Raw genomic sequence first — 19,075 nt, forward strand, 5'->3', positions numbered from 1 at the left:
TGCGGGCCGAAACGCGAATACGCGCCGGGCAGGCCCTACTTGCACTCCTCGCGGGTGCGCTTGATGGCGTCGCCGAAGCCTTCGAGGTTGTACTCGTCGGTCGAGGCGTTGCCGCGCTGCGACACCGCCTTCACGACGACCTTCTTGCCGCGCCCCATCTCGGTGACGACGCGGCCCTCCTCGGCCGGGTTCTGCAGCCAGGCATTGGTGCCCTTCACCACGAGCGCGTAGCGGGCCGAGCCGATCGCCAGCGACGGGTCGTTGGCGGCCGAGGGGGCTGGGACGGCGGCGTTCGCCGCCGCGGTGTCGGCCCCGGCTCCGGTCTGGTTGCTGCCGGGCTTCGGGGCGAAGCCCATCATGATGGCGACCTCATTGGCCACCCGCTCGCCCCTGCGCACGGTCACGAACAGGAAGGCGTCGTCGCGCTTGAGGCTCTTGGGCAGCCGCGCCTGCGGCTTGCTGATCGCGTAGCAGATGCGGCCCTTGCCCTCGCCCGCGGCGAAGACGTTCCAGGCCCCGAAGCTGCCGACCGGGCTCGCCTGCAGGCTCGCGGGCGCGGCGGATTCGGGCTTCTCGGCCTTGGGCCTCGGCTTCGCCAGCGCGGGCGCCGCGGACAGGAGGGAGAGGGCGAGGACGGGGAGGAGGGCACGACTCATGCGGCTATCCTAGAGCATGGCCGGGCGGGGCGAAACCGGCGCTGGAAAACCGACGCGGAATCAACGGGATCATGCACAGCCTGGGCGGCCGGCCCGGCCGGGCGGGCGAAATGCTGCGCTGCAGGAATGACCGCGCCCGGCGCTTGCGGCATGGTCGCGGCCCGTTCCCCGCGATGGACCCCGCATGACAGACCTGCCCGAGACCATCCCGGTGCGCGAGGCGCACCGCTTCCCGACCGAGGCGCTGGAGGCCTTCCTCGCCGCGCAGGGGCTCGGCCGGCTCACCGACCTGCGCCAGATGCGCGGCGGGCAGTCGAACCCGACCTTCCTGGTAATCGCCGAGGCGGGCGAGTACGTCCTGCGCAAGCAGCCGCCCGGCAAGCTCCTGCCCTCCGCCCACGCCGTCGACCGCGAGTTCCGGGTGCTGAACGCGCTCTCCGCCACCGACGTGCCGGTCCCCCGCGCGGTCGCCTTCTGCGCGAACCCGGCGGTGATCGGCACGCCCTTCTACCTGATGGAGCGGCTGCGGGGCCGGGTGTTCTGGGACCCGGCCCTGCCGGACCTGCCGCGCGAGGCGCGCGCGCCGATCTACTTCGCGATGAACGAGGCCCTGGCGCGCCTGCACCGGGTCGATCCGGGGGCGGTCGGGCTGTCGAATTTCGGCAAGGCCGGAAACTACTTCCGGCGGCAGATCGAGCGCTGGTCGGGGCAATGGGCGGCCTCGAAGACGCGCGAGAACCCGGCGATCGACCGGCTGGCGGAATGGCTGCCCGCCCACGTGCCGGCGGACGACGAGACCCGCATCTGCCACGGTGATTTCCGCCTCGACAACATGATCTTCCACCCGGACGAGCCGCGGGTGATCGGCATCATCGACTGGGAACTCGCCACCCTCGGCCACCCGCTGGCCGACCTCGCCTACAATTGCATCGCTTACAACACGGCGCCGACCGCCTATCGCGGCCTGCTCGGCCGGGACCTGGACGCGCTCGGCCTGCCGAGCCAGGCGGAGTACGTGCGCCGCTACTGCGAGCGCACCGGCCGCCGGGACGGCATCACGCCCTTCCACCTCGCCTTCGCGCTCTTCCGCCTCGCGGTGATCCTCGAAGGGGTCCTGGCCCGGGCCAAGGCCGGCAACGCGTCGAGCGCGGATGCGAGCGAGAAGGGGGCGCTCGGCATGGCGCTGGCCGAGCGGGGCTGGGAACTGGCGCGGGGCTGACACCCCGCGTGGCGGGGCTGACACCCCGCGTGGCGGGGCTGGGGCCCCGCCGGCGGCGGAACCGCCCTCACGCCGCCGCGCTGGCGCCGCTTCTCAGCCGCCGCCGCAGGCGGTTGACCCCGTAGATCGTCGCGAGCCGCAGCCGGGCCGAGCGCACCGGCGCGTCCCCGCGCTCCGCCTGCACCTGCGCGATCACCCGCAGGGCCTCGGCGACGGAACGTTCGAGGTCGGTCTCGCCCGGGCTGGGCTGGTGGCGATCCTGCATCGGACTCAACTCCCCGTTTTGTTGTTGGGGGCGATCCGACCAGGAGAATCCGGCGACGGGAGGGCCGAAGCGTGGCTCGCCGGCAACGGTCCAGGGAGGAAATTACGGCGAGGCGGCTCAATCGGCGTCGTGCGCCCCGTCCTCCGCCTCCAGCCCGCCGGCATCCAGGTCCTCCTCGGGCTCCGGCTCGTGGGCGTCGAGCCCCGAGGCCTCGGCGAGGTTGCGCGCGGCCCGGCGCAGGAGCTTGCGCAGGCGGCGCTTCTCCTTGTTGTCGAAGCCGTCGAGCATCTCGGCCTCGACCTCCTCCCAGATCCGGTCGATCGCGGCCGCCTTGGCGAGCCCGGCCTCGGTCAGGCGCACCCGCACGATGCGCCCGTCCGCCGCCTCCGCGCGGCGCTCGACGAAGCCGAGGGCGGCGAGGCGGGTCACCGTCTTGGAGGCGGTCGGGGGCCGCACCCGCAGCGTCGCGGCGAGGTCGCCCATCGTCATCGCGCCGGCGGCCGCGAGCACCTGCACGACCTGCTCCTGGCCGGCGAAGAGGTCGAGGGCCGCGAGCCGGTCGCCGATCCGGCCGCGCTGCATCCGGGCGGCGTGGACGAGCGCCCAGCCGACGCTCTTCGCCCCGGGCGGGCGAAGGGCCTTGGACGCCTTGCGCCGCGGAGCCTCGTCGGCCTGGACCGGCGCCGCCTGCTCGGCCGTGGACATCGCGGGAGCTCCTTCTGCCGGGGAGGGCGGCTCGGCAGGGCGCCGCGCCCGCACCCTAGCACGGCCATCTGCCGCCCGGCCGTGACGCTCGCATGACAGCCGCGGCCGATGCACAGCCGGCTGCGCGGCCGCGGTTGCGGGGGCCCGCACTCCTTCGCATCATTGCGGTGCCTCATCCGCCGCGGGAGCTCCGGCCCCGCGGCGGACGATGCGGCAGCGAGGCCCCGCACGGCCCCGCCTCGTGCGCCCTCTTCGGGCCTGGAGACCCGCGATGCCGGCCCGATCCTGGCAGGACCTGACCACCGCCGAGATCCGCGACCGCGCCATGGACCGCGCCATCGCGGTCCTGCCCGTGGCGGCGGTGGAGCAGCACGGCCCGCACCTGCCGCTCGGCACCGACGCCGTCATCCAGGAGGGCTACCTCGCCCGGGTCGCGCCCCAGGTGCCGGAGGACCTCGACGTCCTGCTCCTGCCCGTCCAGGCCATCGGCAAGTCGGACGAGCACCTGAGCTTTCCCGGCACCCTCACCCTGGCCGGCCCGACCGCGCTCGCCGCCTGGGTCGAGATCGGGGAGGCGGTGCACCGGGCGGGCTGCCGCAAGCTCGTCATCGTCACGTCGCACGGGGGCAACAGCGCGCTCATCGACCTCGTGGCGCTGGAACTGCGCCGTCGCTGCGGCCTCCTCGCGGTCACCACCGCCTGGAGCCGCTTCGGCTACCCGCCCGGGCTCTTCCCCGAGGAGGAGATCCGCCACGGCATCCACGGCGGCGCGGTCGAGACCGCCCTGATGCTCGCGTTGCGGCCGGACCTCGTGCGGCGCGATCGCGTGCGGGATTTCGTGCCGCGCAGCCGCGCGATGGAGCGGGACTACGCCCAGCTTCGGGCCGGCCGGCCCGCCGCCTTCGCCTGGCTCGCCGAGGACCTGAACCCCGAGGGCGCAATCGGCGACGCCCGCCTCGCCACCGCGGCGGCCGGGGAGGCGGCCCTGGCGCACGGGGCGCGGGCCTTCGTCGCGCTGCTCGGCGACGTCGATCGCTTCAGCTTGGCGGGAACGCCCTCCCGGCCGCCGGGGTGATACACTATATCAGGGCGTCCCTCCGCCGCCCCGCGCCGGCGGTCCAGCCCTTCAGGTTTGCCGCATGTCGGACAAGATCCCCGTCACCGTGCTCACCGGCTACCTCGGTGCCGGCAAGACCACGCTCCTCAACCGCATCCTCACCGAGCCGCACGGCAAGCGCTACGCCGTGATCGTCAACGAGTTCGGCGAGATCGGGATCGACAACGACCTCGTGGTCGGCGCCGACGAGGAAGTGTTCGAGATGAACAACGGCTGCATCTGCTGCACCGTGCGCGGCGACCTGATCCGCATCATGGACGGCCTGATGAAGCGGCGCGGCAAGTTCGACGCGATCATCGTGGAGACGACCGGCCTCGCCGATCCGGCCCCGGTCGCCCAGACCTTCTTCGTCGACCAGGATGTCGGCGAGGCGGCGCGCCTCGACGCGGTGGTCACCGTGGCGGATGCCAAGTGGCTGAGCGAGCGCCTGAAGGACGCGCCCGAGGCTCGCAACCAGATCGCCTTCGCGGACGTGATCCTGCTCAACAAGGCCGACCTCGTCGGCGAGGACGAGCTCGCCGCGGTGGAGCGCCGGATCCGGGCGATCAACCCCTCGGCCCGGATCCACCGCACCGTGAAGTGCGACGTGCCCCTCGACGCCGTGCTCGACCGGCGCGCCTTCGACCTCGACCGGATCATCGCGGTGGAGCCCGAATTCCTGGAGGAGGGCCACCATCACCACCACGCCGAGGACATTCAGTCGGTGTCGGCGTGGCTGCCGGGCCCGGTCGACCCGAACAAGTTCATGCCGTGGATCTCCGACCTCACCCAGGTGCAGGGACCCGACATCCTGCGCTGCAAGGGCATCGTCAGTTTCCCGGACGAGCCGCGCCGCTTCGTGTTCCAGGGCGTGCACATGATCCTGGACGGCGACCTTCAGGACGAGTGGCCGGCGGGGGATCCCCGCGAGTCGCGGGTCGTCTTCATCGGCCGCAACCTCGACCCCGACCAGATCCGCCGGGGCTTCGAGGCGACGCGGGCCTGAGGCGGGGCCTGGCCCGCCCGGCGCTCCCGGCCGGGCGGGACGGTCAGCGCACCGCGACCTGGTCCTTGATGCGCTCGAACACCGCGCGGCTGACGACGCGCTTGGCGAGGAGGTCGCCGGGCGACGCGTAGGGGCGCCCGGCGATGATCGCCTTGCCGATGCGCCCGCCGCCGCGCAGCCCGTTGAGTTCGGCCAGGGTCGCGGTGTTGAGGTCGATGCCGCCGGGCGCGGGGAGGGTTCGGCCGCCGCGGCCGGGGAGGATCCTCCGCCGAGGCGACCCTGGTGGGCTCCGCGAAGACGGGGGGAGGTGCCGCCGCCGCCGGCTCGGCCGGCGCCTCGATCGCCGGGGGCGGCGCGGGCGGTCCCCCGAACGGCGGCGCGAGCGGGCGGGACTCGGCGCCGAGCAGCGCGGCCGCCGGCGCGGCCGGGGCCGGCGCGGCCGGCGCCTGCGGGGCCGGCCCGGGATAGACCGACCTGACGGGCGCGGCCTCCTCGCCCCCCTGCGGGGCCGCGGCGGCCGTCATCTTGGCCGCGGCCGGGATCGGCGCGGCCGGGATCGCCGCAGCCAGGGCCGCCCGGTCGGGCGCCGCGCGGCCGAAGAAGGATTGCCAGAGCCCCGCGAGTCCCGCGGCCAGGACCACGATCACGAAGGCGCGTGTGATGGCTGAACCCGTCAGCATGGCGAGAGTATTCCGGGCATGACCGGATCAGAAACTGTCGATGACCGTGTCATTTTAGTGACGCGGCCCGCCTTCTTCCCCGATTTTCAGGAACGGGTGGCGTCCGGGAGGGTCGACGGCTCGTCCGGGCCGTCGAGGTGCCGGCCCTCGCGGGAGAGGTGGAGGTAGTTCCTGTTGAACAGGACTACCCGTTCGAGGGCGTCGAGCCTGTGGATCGTCAGCTCGCGCCCGCCGAGCGTGATGAAGCCGGTATTGCGCAGCTCCTGCAGCGTCCGGTTCACGTGGACGACCGAGAGTCCGATCGTGTCGGCAATCTCGCCCTGCGTGAGCGGAAGGTCGCAGCTCGCGCCGCGGGTGAGGCCAACCGCCCGCATGCGGACGTAGAGCTCGCAGAGCAGGTGACCGAGGCGCTCGAAGGCCGTGCGCTGACCGATGTTGACGGTCCATTCCCGCTGGATCGCCGCCGCGGTCAGCGCGTCCCAGCAGAAGGCCCTCATCAGCCGCGGATAAGCCGTGAGAAGTTGTCCCGCCGCATCGAACGTGATCTTCGCCAGAGTGACCGCGGTAATCGCCCCGATCGAATGGTCCATCTCCCGCAGCACCGGCGCGCCGAAATCGCAGATGTCGCCCGGCAGGAGATAGGACAGGATCTGCCGTCGGCCGTCCTCCAAGGTCTTGTAGCGGCATGCCCAACCGTCGAGCACGAGGTTGATGAATTGCGGCGCATCGCCCTCGTGGATGACGTCGTCCCGGGCCCGGACGCGCCGAGTTCGCTGGCGCGCGAGCGTATCGAGCACGCCACGCTCCTCTGGCAACAGGCGCGCGAAGTGCTCGAGCTTGCGGATCAGATACTGGGCCAACGCGACACCAACCCTCCGATGCAGCGCGAGTGTGTCTGCAAGTGACGCCTGACTGATCTAACATATGTTAAGCGGCGCGTCCTGCACCGGATGTAATCATCGGTTTTCCGCTCAATACACTTTTGCCGAGGAAAGCGCCGGCACGCCGCCGCCGCACTGTTGCGGACCGATCACAACCGGTCGGAACCGAAAGCTCGGCCGCAGCCCGGGGATTGTGATCCGCGGCGGGACTGGCAGTTTTGGGGTCAGAGACGGCGTACAGTCCAGAGACCGCGATGATGTCACAAATCTCGCCCATGTCGCGGCTCCACCCGGCCGCGACCGTGCCGGCCGCGCGCGGGGGCAGCCTCTGTCCCTCCGGTGGCGAGCACCTGGCGAACATCCTCTCCGCCGGGCTGCAGGCCGCCTTCGAAGGCGCTCTCCTAGAGCGCCTTCCGACCGACCTCGCGTCGAGCCTCCACGAACTCGTCGCGCGGCTCGACGGCGGGCCCGCGCCGCAGGCCCGAGATCCCAACCCGCGTCCTTAAGAGTCCCATGACCGAACTCGCTTCCGAACCCACACGCATCCTCACCTTTCCCCAGGCCGTGTCCTCCGCGCCCGCGGACGAGAACACCGCCTCGATGATCGACGTGCTGCAGGACCAGCTGCGGCTCGCACGCGAGGGCAAGCTGCGCTCGGTGGCGGTGGTCTCCGTGTCCTCGGACGGCGCCTCGATCGGCACGCAATGGTCCTGCACGCACGGGGACATTTCGAGCCTGATCGGGAAGCTGACCGTGCTCGCCCACGACATGATGGCGGCGCGCAAGTAGGCCGAGGGCTCGCGGCCCGGAGAGCCGGCCCCCCGCGGCCGCCTCGCCGCGTCCCGCGGAGTCAGCTCAGCCGCTGTCCGGCCGATCACGTCCGGACGGTGTACGCCAAGCCCGCGCGGCGCGTGAGCGAAGCCGCCATCCGCATGGCGACGCGATCCGTCGGATGTCGCATCACTCGATCGCACCCTGGGGCAGCGTGAAGCCGTTCGGAAGCCGGCCGGCAGGCTCGTCCGCCTTGCGGGCAGGCTTGGCGCGACCGGTCGGCGCGGACGCCGCCGACGGGCCGCCCGGCCGAGCGTCCCCCGCATCCTTGGCGGCGCCGGGCGAGGCGCCCTTGGACGAAGCGCCCTTGGACGAAGCGCCTTTGGACGAAGCGCCTTTGGGCGCCTCGACCTTCGGCGCCGCCACCTTCGGTGCCTCTCCGCAGGCCCGGAACGGCAGGGCGGCGACCACGCCCGCCCCGTCATCCTGAAGGATCCGCAGGGTCTTCGGCAGCCCGTCGAGGCCCGCGCCCCAGCGGATCGCCGCGCCCGGACCGCTCTGCGCTTCGAGGCTCGCCGGCGCGCCGCCGCGACGAAGGTTGTCGAGGTCGGGGCCGTAGGCCGTCGCGGCCTTGCCGCGGATCACCACCTCCAGCACCTGCAGAAGGTCCGGGGTCAGCGGCCGCAGCGGGTTCTCGCGCGTGAGGGTTCCGCGCCGGGTCACCCACAGGCTCACGCCCTTGCCGCCGGCATAGGACGCGGCCTCGTTCCCGCAGGACACGGGCGCGGCATCCTCGGCGCGCGCTCGGGTCGATCCGGCCACCGGCAGCGCCGCCCCGGCGGCCAGCAGCGCCGCTGCGGCGAGCGGGACCGCCGAGCCCGCGACGCGCCTCATCGGTCCCCCCCGTTCGCGTGACGGTGCTCGTCGGGATCGTGATCGATCACCTGCGGAGGGCTCCTGTGCGGGGCCGGCCGCGGGGCGGGGCCGGGGAGGCGCCCGGCCGGCGCCTCGGGCTCCGCGTCGCTGCGGTCGACGAGGCCGTGCGGCCGCGGTCCGAGCGCGTCGTAGAGTTCGTCGCCGCGCTCCTCCAGCAGGTGCTCGCGCGGCAGGCGCAGGGGCGGCCGGCGATCTCCGGCCACCAGCACCAGAAGGAGGATGATCACCGCGAAGGTCACCGCCGCGGCGGCCAGCAAGAACACCATATCGACCGAAGCCCGAGGCCGCTCCCTGGTCCGTCCGCGATCCCGCTCGCCCGGCGCCGGCCCGGATCAGCCCTCACGCCTTCGGATCTAGCCCGAGAGCCGCCCGGTGACCAGGGGCGCCGGATGACCCGTTCCGCGGGCTGGCGCGACGCCCCCGTCCTATGATCCTCTGACGGCGCGCGCGACCGAGTCGCCCGGGCGCGCCCGGCGCCCCGCGCGGCCCGGCACGCCCGGCCTCCCGCGCGGAAGCGGCGCGGAACGGACCTTGCGTCGCCCGGCCCCGCACCCGCATCCGGCCCTGCCGCGACGAGAGATGCCCATGTACCGGCCCGAGGAAACCCCCGACTCGCCCGCCGCTCCCGAGAGCCTGGAGGCGGACCTGCTCCAGCTGGTGGAGCAGGCCCGGCAGCAGGCGAGCGAGGACCCATTCCGCAACCCCGTCCTCACCGTGGCCCTCGCGATCAGCCGCCGCATGGACCGGGGCGAGGTGAGCGAGGCGGACCTCGAACCGCTCTTCCGCTCCCTGCGCGGGCAGGCCCTGGAGGAGCGGGCGCAGCGCCTGCGCGCCTATCTGGGCCTCGACCAGGAGGGCGGCGACGACCTCGCCCGCGCGGTGCCGCTGATCCTCGGCGAGGAGAGCGACTTCGAGGTGGCCCGGGCCCGGATCGAGCGACCGCGCTTCGCGGCGGTCTTCACCGCGCACCCGACCTTCGGCATGCCCAAGGCGGTGGCCCGCCTGCTCGCCGAGGCCGCCTCGACGCCGGCCCCGGAAGGCCGGCGGGCCCTGCTCGGCGAGGCGGCGGGGCTGTCCTCCCGCCCCGACCCGGTCATCACCCTCAACGACGAGTTCGACCAGGCCCGCTTCTCGGTGCAGCACGGGCGCGCCGCCCTCGACGGGCTGAACGAGGCCCTGCTGCGGGCCGCCCGCGAGCGCTGGCCCGAGCACTGGCACGACCTGGTGCCGCAGCCGGTCGTGATCGCCTCCTGGGTCGGCTGCGACACGGACGGGCGCACCGATATCGGCTGGTGGGACACGCTGCGCTACCGGCTGGAATCGAAGCGCACGCAATTCGAGCGGGTTCTGGCGCAGCTCCCGGAGGATCCGGCCGCCGTCCCGGTGCGGCGGCTCGCGGAGGCGGCCCGCGACGCGGTGTCGCGCCAGCTCGCCGTCGCCCCCAAGCTCGGCGACGATCCGAGCCTGGAGGTGGTGCACCGCTTCGCCCTCGCGCTGATCATCGAGCGCGAGCGCGCCCAGACCGAGGCGGGCCCGCTGCTCTCCGCCCTCGGCGCGGCGATCGCGGCGACGCGCGACGAGGAGGCGCGGCTCAGGCTCTGCGTCCTGCGCGCCGGCTGCGCCGCGCACGGGCTGCAGAACGGGCTGCCGCATTTCCGGCTCAACGCCACCCAGGTCCACAACGCGGTGCGCCGCTCCCTCGACCGGGAGGGCGACCCGACCGACCCGGCCCAGCGCCGCTCGCACCTCGCCTCGATCAACGCGCTCCTCGACCACGTCGAGGCGGTGCCGGTGGATTTCGGCGCGCTCGCCGCCGAGCGCTCCTCCGCCTCCCGCCTGATGATGACGATCGCCCAGATCCTCAAGCACGTGGACGGCACCCATCCGGTGCGCTTCCTGATCGCCGAGACCGAGACCGGCTACACGCTCCTCGCCGCGCTCTGGCTCGCCGAGCATTTCGGCATCGGCGACAAGGTCGAGATCACGCCGCTCTTCGAGACCGCCTCGGCCCTGGAGCAGGGCGTGCACGTCGTCGAGGACGCGCTGCGCTCCGCCCATTGGCGGCGCTACCTGCGCCGGATCGGCCGCCTCGTGCTGCAATTCGGCTACTCGGATTCCGGCCGCTACGTCGGCCAGCTCGCCGCCACCTTCTGGATCGAGCGGTTGCGCCTGCGCATCACCGAGATGATGGTCGCGAACGGCCTCGCCGACATCGAGCTCGTGATCTTCGACACGCACGGCGAGTCGATCGGCCGCGGCGCCCATCCGGCGAGCCTGCGCGACCGCCTCGCCTACCTCGCCCCGAGCCAGGCGCGCCTGCGCAACCGCGAGGCGGGGCTGAAGGTGCGGCTCGAATCGAGCTTCCAGGGCACGGACGGCTACCTGCTGTTCGGCTCCGCGCCGCTCGCGCGCGCCACCGTGCTGCGCATCGTCGAGCACGTCTTCGAGGCGGGCGATCCCCCGCCCGATCCGATCTACGCCGAGCCCGACTTCGCCACCGAGTTCTTCACCGGCGCCCGGCAGGACATGGAGACGCTGGTCGACGATCCCGGCTACGCGGCCCTGCTCGGCACCTTCGGGCCGAACCTGATCGACCGCACCGGGTCGCGGCCGGTGGCGCGCCAGTCCGACGCGGGCGGCCCGGTCGCGATCACCCATCCACGGCAGATCCGGGCGATCCCCAACAACGCCATCCTGCAGCAGCTCGGCTTCCTGGCGAATTCGATGCACGGGGTCGGCCACGCCGCCGCCCGGGCCCCGGACCTGTTCGGCGAGATGCGGGCGGAGTCCGAGCGCTTCCGGCGCGCCTTCAGCCTCGTCCAGCACGCCGCCCGGGTCAGCGACCTCGACGTGCTGCGCGCCTACATCGAGACGCTCGATCCCGGCATGTGGCTGGAACGGGCGCGGCGGGCGACGCGCGACGGGCGGCGGGAGGAGATCATCGCCATCGCGGGTGCCCTCGACCGGCTGAACCTCGCCCCGCGCCTGCGCCGGCTGTTCGGGCGCCTGACCCACGACCACCTGATGCTGCACTCGGTGGCGCGCGACCTCGCCGCGATGAGCCTGCGGCTGACCCTGCTGCACGCGCTCCGGCTCGCGCTGATCCATCGGATCTGGTTCCTGGCCGTGCACATCCCGGGCTTCCGGCCGCAGGCCGGCGTCACCCGCGAGAGCCTGATCGAGCGCATCCTGCGGCTCGACGTGCCGGGCTGCCTGAAGGCGCTGGACGAGATCTTCCCGGTGACGCCGGACCCGACGCTCGGCCTGAATTTCGGCGAGCCGGCCGGGCCGCGCGGGGTCGGCACCTACGAGACGGAGCACCGGACCCTGTTCGAGCCGATCGGCCGCCTCTTCGCGCAGGTGCGCGAGATCAGCGGCATGATCCAGCACGAGGTCGGGGCCTTCGGCTGAGCGTCCTGCGCCGAGAGGGGCACCGGTCCGGCGGCGCCGAGGAGGCGATGCCGGTCGAAGCGGGACCGCGTCGCGCAACTCCGCTTCGCGCGGGCGGCGATGCCGCACCCGGCCGCCCCGCCACCGCCCGAACCGCCCACCGCGAGGCCCGCCCGTGACCGACCTGACCCGCGTCGTGACCGAGATCGCCGAGGAGATGCGCGCCCGCCCCGACCGCGGCGAGGTCGCCACCTACATCCCGGAACTCGCCCGCATGGACCCGCGGGCCTTCGGGATGGTGGTGATCGATGCCGACGGCGAGGTCGCCGCCGCCGGGGATTGCGACGTGCCGTTCTCGATCCAGAGCATCTCCAAGGTCTTCACCCTCACCCTGGCGCTCGGGATGGTGGGGGACCGGCTCTGGCGCCGCGTCGGCCGCGAGCCGTCGGGGAGCCCCTTCAACTCGATCGTCCAGCTCGAGTACGAGCGCGGCATCCCCCGCAACCCCTTCATCAATGCGGGGGCGATCGCGGTCACCGACGTGATCCTGTCGCGCCACCAGCCCCGCGAGGCGCTGGGCGAGATCCTGCGCTTCCTGCAATTCCTGGCGGGCGACGCCGCGATCGCCATCGACGAGTCGGTGGCGGCCTCCGAGCAGCGCACGGGCTACCGCAACATGGCGCTGGCGAATTTCATGAAGGCGCACGGGGTGCTCGACAACCCGGTGCCCTACCTGCTCGGCGTCTACTTCCACCACTGCGCCATCGCCATGACCTGCCGCCAGCTCGCCGAGGCCGGCCGCTTCCTGGCGCATTCCGGGCGTCACCCCGCGACCGGCCACCTCGTGGTGCAGCCCGAGCGGGCGCGGCGCATCAACGCCGTCATGCTCACCTGCGGGCACTACGACGGCTCGGGGGAATTCGCCTACCGGGTCGGCCTGCCCGGCAAGAGCGGGGTCGGCGGCGGCATCCTGGCGATCGCGCCCGGCCGGGCCTCGATCGCCGTGTGGTCGCCGGGGCTCGACGCGGCGGGCAACTCGCATCTCGGCCGCATCGCGCTCGAGATGCTGACGAAGCGGCTCGGCTGGTCGATCTTCGGCCAGTGACGCCGCGGGGGCCCGCCCACTCCCCCGGCGTCGCTGTCCGGCACCGTCACGGCTTGCGGCTGCGGTCGGCGTCCTGGATCGCCGCCTCGTGGTACCAGCCGGCGCCGAAGGCCGCGTCCGCGTAGCGCGTCGCGCGCTCGCCCGCCTCGGCCTGCGGCCGGCGCGCCGCCGGGGCGGCGCGGTTCCGCAGGGGGAATTGATAGATCTTCGCCGTCTCCCGCTGGGGGCCCGCCTTCATCATCAGCCGGTCTCCTGTCGTCCCGCCTGGCGGTACGCGCCAGTCACCGGGTCAATATAGCCTCCACTGCCCGCTGCTTGCACGGTCTGCTGCCAAAAAAATCAGTAAATGCACGCAATTTGCGCAGAAATGGTCTTGCCGATCACGATTGCATTGTTGCAGCGCGCTCCCTCCGCGCCGAGCGCCCCGCTGCCCTCGATCGCGGCAGGGGCGCGCGGCTGCCCATCCGGTGGGCAGTCCCGGCGCGGTCGCCGCCGCCCGCGGCGCGGGCGCGATCCGGGCGCCCCTCGCTCCCTCCGGGCCGGGACGGCGCCTCGCCTTCGGCCGGGCTGCGACCGCGACCGCGCCGCGGGAACCCCACTTGGCACAGCCTGTGCTTTAGGGTCTGCGCCTTGGGAGGCAAGGTAACTGGCAGCAGCGCCTCAAGCTCCGCATGGTTCCCTGACGAGAGGCTGGAAATGACGAAGTACAAACTGGAATATATTTGGCTTGACGGCTATACGCCGGTTCCGAATCTCCGGGGCAAGACGCAGATTAAGGAATTCGACAGCTTCCCGACCCTGGAGCAGCTGCCGCTGTGGGGCTTCGACGGGAGCTCGACGAAGCAGGCGGAGGGCCACAGCTCGGATTGCGTGCTGAAGCCCGTCGCCCTCTATCCCGACCCGGCCCGCACGAACGGCGCCCTGGTCATGTGCGAGGTCATGATGCCGGACGGCGTCACCCCGCACCCGACGAACAAGCGCGCCACCATCCTGGACGACGAGGGCGCGTGGTTCGGCTTCGAGCAGGAGTACTTCCTGTACAAGGACGGTCGCCCGCTCGGCTTCCCGGCCTCCGGCTACCCGGCCCCGCAGGGCCCCTACTACACGGGCGTCGGCTACAAGAACGTCGGCGACGTGGCCCGCCAGATCGTCGAGGAGCACCTCGACCTCTGCCTCGCGGCCGGCATCAACCACGAGGGCATCAACGCCGAGGTGGCGAAGGGCCAGTGGGAGTTCCAGATCTTCGGCAAGGGCTCCAAGAAGGCCGCCGACGAGATCTGGATGGCGCGCTACCTGCTGCTGCGCCTCTGCGAGAAGTACGGCGTGGACATCGAGTGGCACTGCAAGCCGCTCGGCGACACCGACTGGAACGGGTCGGGCATGCATTGCAACTTCTCGACCAAGTACATGCGCGAAGTGGGCGGCAAGGCCTATTTCGAGGCGCTGATGGCCGCCTTCGCGAAGAACCTCGACGACCACATCGCCGTCTACGGCCCGGACAACCACCTGCGTCTGACGGGCAAGCACGAGACGGCGCCCTGGAACAAGTTCTCCTACGGCGTGGCCGACCGCGGCGCCTCGATCCGCGTGCCCCACAGCTTCGTGAAGAACGACTACAAGGGCTACCTCGAGGATCGCCGCCCGAACTCCCAGGGCGACCCCTACCAGATCGCCTCGCAGGTTCTGAAGACGATCTCGGAGGTCCCGACCGGCGCCGTCTCGGCCGCGGCCTGACCCTCCCGAACTGACCGACGCGCGCGGCGGGGATGGCAGCATCCCCGCCGCGTCGCGTTCGGGCCGCACCCGGCGGACGGGGGCGGCCGCTCGCCCGACGCAAAGCGCCCGCCGCAGCGGGGGCTGGGGCGGGCGAAAGGTAGGTCTCCGTCTCGAGAGATCCGCGTGCAGCACAGCACGGCGCCCGCCGCGGCGCATCATCCATTTGGGGGAATGGGCCCGGGCCGGGACCTCATCCGACATCCGACGGATCGCGGCGCGAGGCGGATGTCGGCTTCGCTCAAGCGCCGCGCGGGCTTGGCATCCGCTGTCCGGACGTGATCGTCCGGTTAGCGGATCACATCAGCTTGATCGTGTCCTGGCGGCTCTGCGCCTTGGCCTGCAGGCGGCGACGGCGGGCGGCGATCAGGGTGCCGTTCACCTCGCCCCCGAACAGGAACATGGCGGCGAGCCAGTAGACGAAGATCAGGAACACCATGGCGGTGGCCAGCCCGCCATAGGTCGAGACGTAGGCGCTGGAGAAGCGGTCGAGGTAGGTGCCGAAGCCGAGGCCGGCGATCACCCACATGCCGAGCGTCACCGCCACGCCCGGCAGCACCATGTGCCAGGGCCGGCGCCCGGCCGCGATGAACTTGTGGGCGATGACCAGGACGAGGGCGATCAGCAGCGCGGTGAGCGCCACCCGCACCACCGCGATGGTGAGCCCGAGGGGTTCGATTCCGGGCGCGACCATGACCAGCGCGCGCCAGACCAGCGGCCCCAGCACCACCAGGAAGGTGAAGGCCAGCATCGCGAAGGCGCCGCAGATCACGTAGCCGATCGATTCCAGGCGGGTCAGCCACCAGGGCCGGCTCTCGCGCAGCCCGTAGGCGCGGTTGAGCCCGACCCGCAGGCTCTCGACCCCGCTCGACGAGAAGTAGAGGGCGAGCAGCGCGCCGATGGTCAGGATGCCGCCGCGCTGCTCGGTCAGCACCCGGTGCACCTCCGCGGCGACCGGCCCGGCCACCTCGCTCGGCCAGACCTCGAACAGCAGGTTGCTGGCCTCGTCCGCCAGCGACTTGGTGCCGAACACGCTGGCGAGCGCCGTGAGCAGGATCAGGAACGGGAACAGGGAGGTGAGGAGCGAGAGCGCGATGTGGCTCGCGATGGCCCAGCCGTCATGCGCGACGAAGCGCTGGGCCGCGATGGCGGCGATCTCGAGGGCGGTGCGCAGGCGCATGGCGAAGGGGTCTCTACACCGGGCCGGGACGGGGCGGGAGCGCCATTTCGTGCCCCTGCCGCCATGCGCCGGGGGCGTGGCGGGCGGGACGCGGCGGCGGTTGCGTCCGCGCCGCCGCCGTGCTGCCTGCGCGCAGAATGATGACGCTCGCGCCAGATTCGGCGGCGCTCGCTGCGCGCCTCGCCCCGGCCCTGTTCGTGGTGATCTGGGCGACGGGCTTCGTCGTCGCCCGGCTCGTCGCGCCGCACGCCGAGCCGCTGACCTTCCTGAGCCTGCGCTTCCTCGGCACGGTGGCGGTGCTGGGCGGCGTGGCCCTGCTCGCCGGGGCGCGCTGGCCGCGCGGCTGGCGCGGCTGGCGCGACGCCCTCGTGGCCGGGATCCTGCTGCAGGGCCTCTACCTCGACGGCGTGTTCTGGTCGGTCAGCCGGGGCCTGCCGGCCGGTCTCGCCGCCCTCGTCACCAGCCTGCAGCCGCTCCTGACGGCGGTCATCGCGGGGCCGCTCCTCGGCGAGCGGGTCTCGGCCCGCCGCTGGCTCGGCATCGCGGTCGGTTTCCTCGGGGCGGGGCTCGTGCTGGCCCCGAAGCTCGGCGCGGGGGCCGACGCGATCCCGCCCGCCGCGCTCGCGGTCTGCCTCGGGTCGACGCTGGCGATCACCTTCGGCACCCTGTGGCAGAAGCGCACCTCGGCGGCGGTCGACCTGCGCACCAACGCGGCGGTGCAGTTCCTGGGCGCGGCGCTGATGACGCTGCCCCTGGCGCTCCTCCTGGAGGAGGGGCGCTTCGACGCCTCGCTGCCGGCCCTGGCCGGGCTCGCCTGGGCTGTGCTGGGGCTGTCGGTCGGCGGGATCCTGATCCTGCTCTGGCTGATCCGGCGCGGGGCGGTGGCGGGCGTCGCGGCCCTGTTCTACCTCGTGCCGCCGGTCTCGGCCGCCATGGCCTTCGGGCTGTTCGGCGAGAGCCTCGCCCCCGTCCAGATCCTCGGCATGGTCGTCGCGGTCGTGGGCGTCGCGGTCGCCAGCCGGGGCGCCTGATCCCCGGGGGCGCCCCTTCGGGGGCATTCGCCCCCCTGGAGGGGCTTCGCCCCCCTGGAGGGGCTTCGCCCCCCGAAAGGTCGACGGGACGCAAGGGGACGCAGCCCTCTACAAGCCGGCGCGAACGCCGCTATCATGCGGTGCACAAGAACAGCCGGAGATACGAGCCATGTCCGCGCAGGCTGCGCCCCTGACCGTCGAGGCCGACCTGGCCACCCTGGCCCGCGAGGCGGCGACCGCCGCCAAGGCGCTCGCCGCCGATGCCGGGCGCCGAGTGCGGGCGCGCGTCGCCACCGCCGAAGGCCGGCTCTCGGCCGAGAAGCTCGAAGCCGAGCAGCACGCCGCCCACGGCCTCGCCTGGCTGGCGACCTACGCCGAGGCGGTGAGCCAGCTCGCCTCCTACGCGGAGCGGCTCCAGGCAGCCGGGCGCTTCGGCGAGACCGAGAGCCTGCTCGTGCGCATCGGCATCGGCGAGTATCTCGACCAGATATTCGGCGGCATCCCGATGAGCCAGGGCGAGATGGTGCGCCCGACCACCTCCCTCGGGCTGAGCGCCCAGGAAGTGGCGCGCCACCGCAGCGGCGCCGTCGAGACGCTGATCGCGGAGGGCAACACCGCCGCGCACCGCGCCGCCCTGGTCCGGCTGATCCGCGACGGGCAGGGCGCCGCCACGATCGGCGATTCGGGCCTCGACGAGGACATGGAGGCGATCCGCACCGAGATGCGCCGCTTCGGCCAGGCCGAGGTCGTGCCCCACGCGCACGAATGGCACCAGCAGAACGCCTACATCCCCCTCGAGATCATCGGCCAGATGGCCGAGCTCGGCGTCTTCGGCCTCACCATCCCGGAGGAGTACGGCGGGATGGGGCTGCCCAAGATCTCGATGTGCGTGGTCTCGGAGGAATTGTCGCGGGCCTATATCGGCGTCGGCTCGCTCGGCACGCGCTCCGAGATCGCCGCCGAGCTGATCCTCTGCGGCGGCACCGAGGCGCAGAAGCAGCGCTTCCTGCCGAAGATCGCCTCGGGCGAGATCCTGCCCACCGCCGTCTTCACCGAGCCGAATACCGGTTCCGACCTCGCCAACCTGCGCACCAAGGCGGTGAGGGAGGGCGACACCTGGAAGGTCTACGGCAACAAGACCTGGATCACGCATCCGGTCCGGGCCGACCTGATGACGATCCTGGTGCGCACCAAACCCGAGGAGCCGGGCCATCGCGGCCTGTCGCTGCTCCTCGGCGAGAAGCCCCGCGGCAGCGACGCGGAGCCCTTCCCGGTCGCGGGCCTGTCCGGCGGCGAGATCGAGGTGCTCGGCTACCGGGGCATGAAGGAGTACGAACTCGCCTTCGACGGGTTCGAGGTGCCGGCCGCCAACCTCCTCGGCGAGGTCGAGGGCAAGGGCTTCGCCCAGCTGATGCAGACCTTCGAATCGGCCCGCATCCAGACGGCGGCCCGCGCGGTCGGCGTGGCCCAGTCGGCCCTCGACATCGGCCTGCGCTACGCGGAGGAGCGGGTGCAGTTCGGCAAGCCGCTGGTGGCCTTCCCGCGGGTGGCCGACAAGCTCGCCATGATGGCGGTCGAGATCGCGATCGCCCGCCAGCTCACCTACTTCGCCGCCCACGAGAAGGACGAGGGCAAGCGCTGCGACCTGGAGGCCGGCATGGCGAAGCTGCTCGCCGCCCGCGTCGCCTGGGCGGCGGCCGACAACGCGCTGCAGATCCATGGCGGCAACGGCTTCGCGCTGGAGTACCAGATCAGCCGCGTGCTCTGCGACGCGCGCATCCTCTCGATCTTCGAGGGCGCGGCGGAGATCCAGGCGCAGGTCATCGCCCGCCGCCTGCTCGAGGTGCAGTAGGGCCGGGCGCGCCCGGGCCCCGGGACCGCTCAGCCGGCGAGCCCGCGCGGCCGCGGGGCGGGGCCGCCCGCCCCCGCGGCGGATTCGTCGGCCGGGGCGGCCGCCCCCCCGACGAGGAGCGCGCGCATCAGCCGGATCGTCGCCCGCGCCGAGGCGCCGTCTCCGCGCGCCTCGGGCAGCAGCAGCGCGGCCGGCAGCAGGTCGGGCCGGTCGACCGCGATCCGCGTCATCGACCAGGACCCGAACAGCCGCTCGTCCGTCGGCGCCAGTTCGAGCAGTTCGACGCGGCGGTGGCGCAGGTCGCAGCAGATCCGCTCGAAGGTCGCCTCGATGGCCGGGAGCGGGCCTTCGAGCGCCTGCACGAAGATGCCCGGCACGTGCAGGAGCGCCCCGGTGAGCCCCGCGGCCTCGTTGCGCGCCCGGGAGGCCGCGATGATCCCGTCGAGCTCGCGGTCGAGCCGCGCCGCGCGGCCGGGGAGCGCGGCCTCGCTGCGATAGAGCAGGCGGTGAAGCAGCATGGCATTCCTTC

General features: G+C 72.8%; 20 protein-coding genes. 10 read left to right on the plus strand and 10 right to left on the minus strand.

The features are described from left to right. Positions 1-35 precede the first annotated feature (35 nt). Positions 36-656, minus strand: coding sequence for a hypothetical protein (locus tag QA634_RS22865; protein WP_012334287.1), 621 nt, complete (start codon positions 654-656; stop codon positions 36-38). A 184-nt stretch (positions 657-840) separates the two neighbouring features. Here QA634_RS22865 and QA634_RS22870 point away from each other — a divergent pair, with 184 nt between their 5' ends. Next, complete coding sequence (locus QA634_RS22870; RefSeq protein WP_012334288.1) at positions 841-1,875, plus strand: phosphotransferase; 1,035 nt, start codon at positions 841-843, stop codon at positions 1,873-1,875. A gap of 67 nt (positions 1,876-1,942) precedes the next feature. On the opposite strand, the gene QA634_RS22875 is transcribed toward QA634_RS22870, so the two are convergent. Next, the gene (locus QA634_RS22875; RefSeq protein ID WP_012334289.1) at positions 1,943-2,140 is read right to left on the minus strand and encodes a hypothetical protein; all 198 of its coding nucleotides are present in this window, start codon (positions 2,138-2,140) and stop codon (positions 1,943-1,945) included. A gap of 117 nt (positions 2,141-2,257) precedes the next feature. Continuing rightward, a complete protein-coding gene (locus QA634_RS22880; protein ID WP_012334290.1) occupies positions 2,258-2,845 on the minus strand; it encodes a MarR family winged helix-turn-helix transcriptional regulator in 588 nt (195 codons plus the stop codon). 271 nt (positions 2,846-3,116) lie between these two features. Here QA634_RS22880 and QA634_RS22885 point away from each other — a divergent pair, with 271 nt between their 5' ends. Continuing rightward, positions 3,117-3,920 (plus strand): creatininase family protein, encoded by an 804-nt coding sequence (locus tag QA634_RS22885; RefSeq protein WP_012334291.1) that lies wholly within the window; start codon positions 3,117-3,119, stop codon positions 3,918-3,920. A 64-nt stretch (positions 3,921-3,984) separates the two neighbouring features. After that, a complete protein-coding gene (locus QA634_RS22890) occupies positions 3,985-4,947 on the plus strand; it encodes a CobW family GTP-binding protein (RefSeq protein WP_012334292.1) in 963 nt (320 codons plus the stop codon). A gap of 43 nt (positions 4,948-4,990) precedes the next feature. Here QA634_RS22890 and QA634_RS35580 read toward each other — a convergent pair whose 3' ends face one another. Beyond that, on the minus strand, positions 4,991-5,413 hold the full coding sequence (locus QA634_RS35580) for a helix-hairpin-helix domain-containing protein (RefSeq protein WP_341850699.1): 423 nt from the start codon (positions 5,411-5,413) through the stop codon (positions 4,991-4,993). 300 nt (positions 5,414-5,713) lie between these two features. After that, on the minus strand, positions 5,714-6,487 hold the full coding sequence (locus tag QA634_RS22900; RefSeq protein WP_012334294.1) for a Crp/Fnr family transcriptional regulator: 774 nt from the start codon (positions 6,485-6,487) through the stop codon (positions 5,714-5,716). Between the two features lie 275 nt (positions 6,488-6,762). Here QA634_RS22900 and QA634_RS22905 point away from each other — a divergent pair, with 275 nt between their 5' ends. After that, a complete protein-coding gene (locus QA634_RS22905; protein WP_012334295.1) occupies positions 6,763-7,014 on the plus strand; it encodes a hypothetical protein in 252 nt (83 codons plus the stop codon). Positions 7,015-7,021: 7 nt separating this feature from the next. Beyond that, on the plus strand, positions 7,022-7,297 hold the full coding sequence (locus QA634_RS22910) for a hypothetical protein (protein ID WP_012334296.1): 276 nt from the start codon (positions 7,022-7,024) through the stop codon (positions 7,295-7,297). A 171-nt stretch (positions 7,298-7,468) separates the two neighbouring features. Here the strand turns inward: QA634_RS22910 and QA634_RS22915 are convergent, their stop codons facing one another. Continuing rightward, positions 7,469-8,173 carry a hypothetical protein gene (locus QA634_RS22915; protein WP_012334297.1) on the minus strand — a complete coding sequence of 235 codons (705 nt, stop codon included), beginning with the start codon at positions 8,171-8,173 and terminating at the stop codon, positions 7,469-7,471. Then, a complete protein-coding gene (locus QA634_RS22920; RefSeq protein ID WP_012334298.1) occupies positions 8,170-8,481 on the minus strand; it encodes a hypothetical protein in 312 nt (103 codons plus the stop codon). The genes QA634_RS22915 and QA634_RS22920 overlap by 4 nt, the downstream gene beginning before the upstream one ends. 319 nt (positions 8,482-8,800) lie before the next feature. On the opposite strand from QA634_RS22920, the gene QA634_RS22925 reads away from it, so the two are divergent. Beyond that, positions 8,801-11,626 (plus strand): phosphoenolpyruvate carboxylase, encoded by a 2,826-nt coding sequence (locus tag QA634_RS22925; protein WP_012334299.1) that lies wholly within the window; start codon positions 8,801-8,803, stop codon positions 11,624-11,626. Between the two features lie 154 nt (positions 11,627-11,780). Continuing rightward, a complete protein-coding gene (locus QA634_RS22930) occupies positions 11,781-12,710 on the plus strand; it encodes a glutaminase (protein ID WP_012334300.1) in 930 nt (309 codons plus the stop codon). Between the two features lie 46 nt (positions 12,711-12,756). On the opposite strand, the gene QA634_RS22935 is transcribed toward QA634_RS22930, so the two are convergent. Continuing rightward, on the minus strand, positions 12,757-12,951 hold the full coding sequence (locus tag QA634_RS22935; protein ID WP_012334301.1) for a DUF2735 domain-containing protein: 195 nt from the start codon (positions 12,949-12,951) through the stop codon (positions 12,757-12,759). Between the two features lie 455 nt (positions 12,952-13,406). Between QA634_RS22935 and QA634_RS22940 the strand changes: the two genes are divergently transcribed. Continuing rightward, positions 13,407-14,444: a glutamine synthetase beta-grasp domain-containing protein gene (locus QA634_RS22940; protein ID WP_012334302.1), complete on the plus strand. Its 1,038-nt coding sequence runs from the start codon at positions 13,407-13,409 to the stop codon at positions 14,442-14,444. Between the two features lie 337 nt (positions 14,445-14,781). On the opposite strand, the gene QA634_RS22945 is transcribed toward QA634_RS22940, so the two are convergent. Then, on the minus strand, positions 14,782-15,663 hold the full coding sequence (locus QA634_RS22945) for a YihY/virulence factor BrkB family protein (protein ID WP_012334303.1): 882 nt from the start codon (positions 15,661-15,663) through the stop codon (positions 14,782-14,784). A gap of 140 nt (positions 15,664-15,803) precedes the next feature. On the opposite strand from QA634_RS22945, the gene QA634_RS22950 reads away from it, so the two are divergent. Next, positions 15,804-16,694 carry a DMT family transporter gene (locus QA634_RS22950; protein WP_012334304.1) on the plus strand — a complete coding sequence of 297 codons (891 nt, stop codon included), beginning with the start codon at positions 15,804-15,806 and terminating at the stop codon, positions 16,692-16,694. Positions 16,695-16,863: 169 nt separating this feature from the next. After that, positions 16,864-18,546 (plus strand): acyl-CoA dehydrogenase family protein, encoded by a 1,683-nt coding sequence (locus QA634_RS22955; protein ID WP_012334305.1) that lies wholly within the window; start codon positions 16,864-16,866, stop codon positions 18,544-18,546. A gap of 29 nt (positions 18,547-18,575) precedes the next feature. On the opposite strand, the gene QA634_RS22960 is transcribed toward QA634_RS22955, so the two are convergent. Next, entirely contained in the window at positions 18,576-19,064 is a 489-nt protein-coding gene (locus QA634_RS22960; protein WP_012334306.1) for a BLUF domain-containing protein, read from the minus strand. Positions 19,065-19,075: the final 11 nt, after the last annotated feature.

This window comes from Methylobacterium sp. CB376, from assembly GCF_029714205.1.
Classification (GTDB): domain Bacteria; phylum Pseudomonadota; class Alphaproteobacteria; order Rhizobiales; family Beijerinckiaceae; genus Methylobacterium.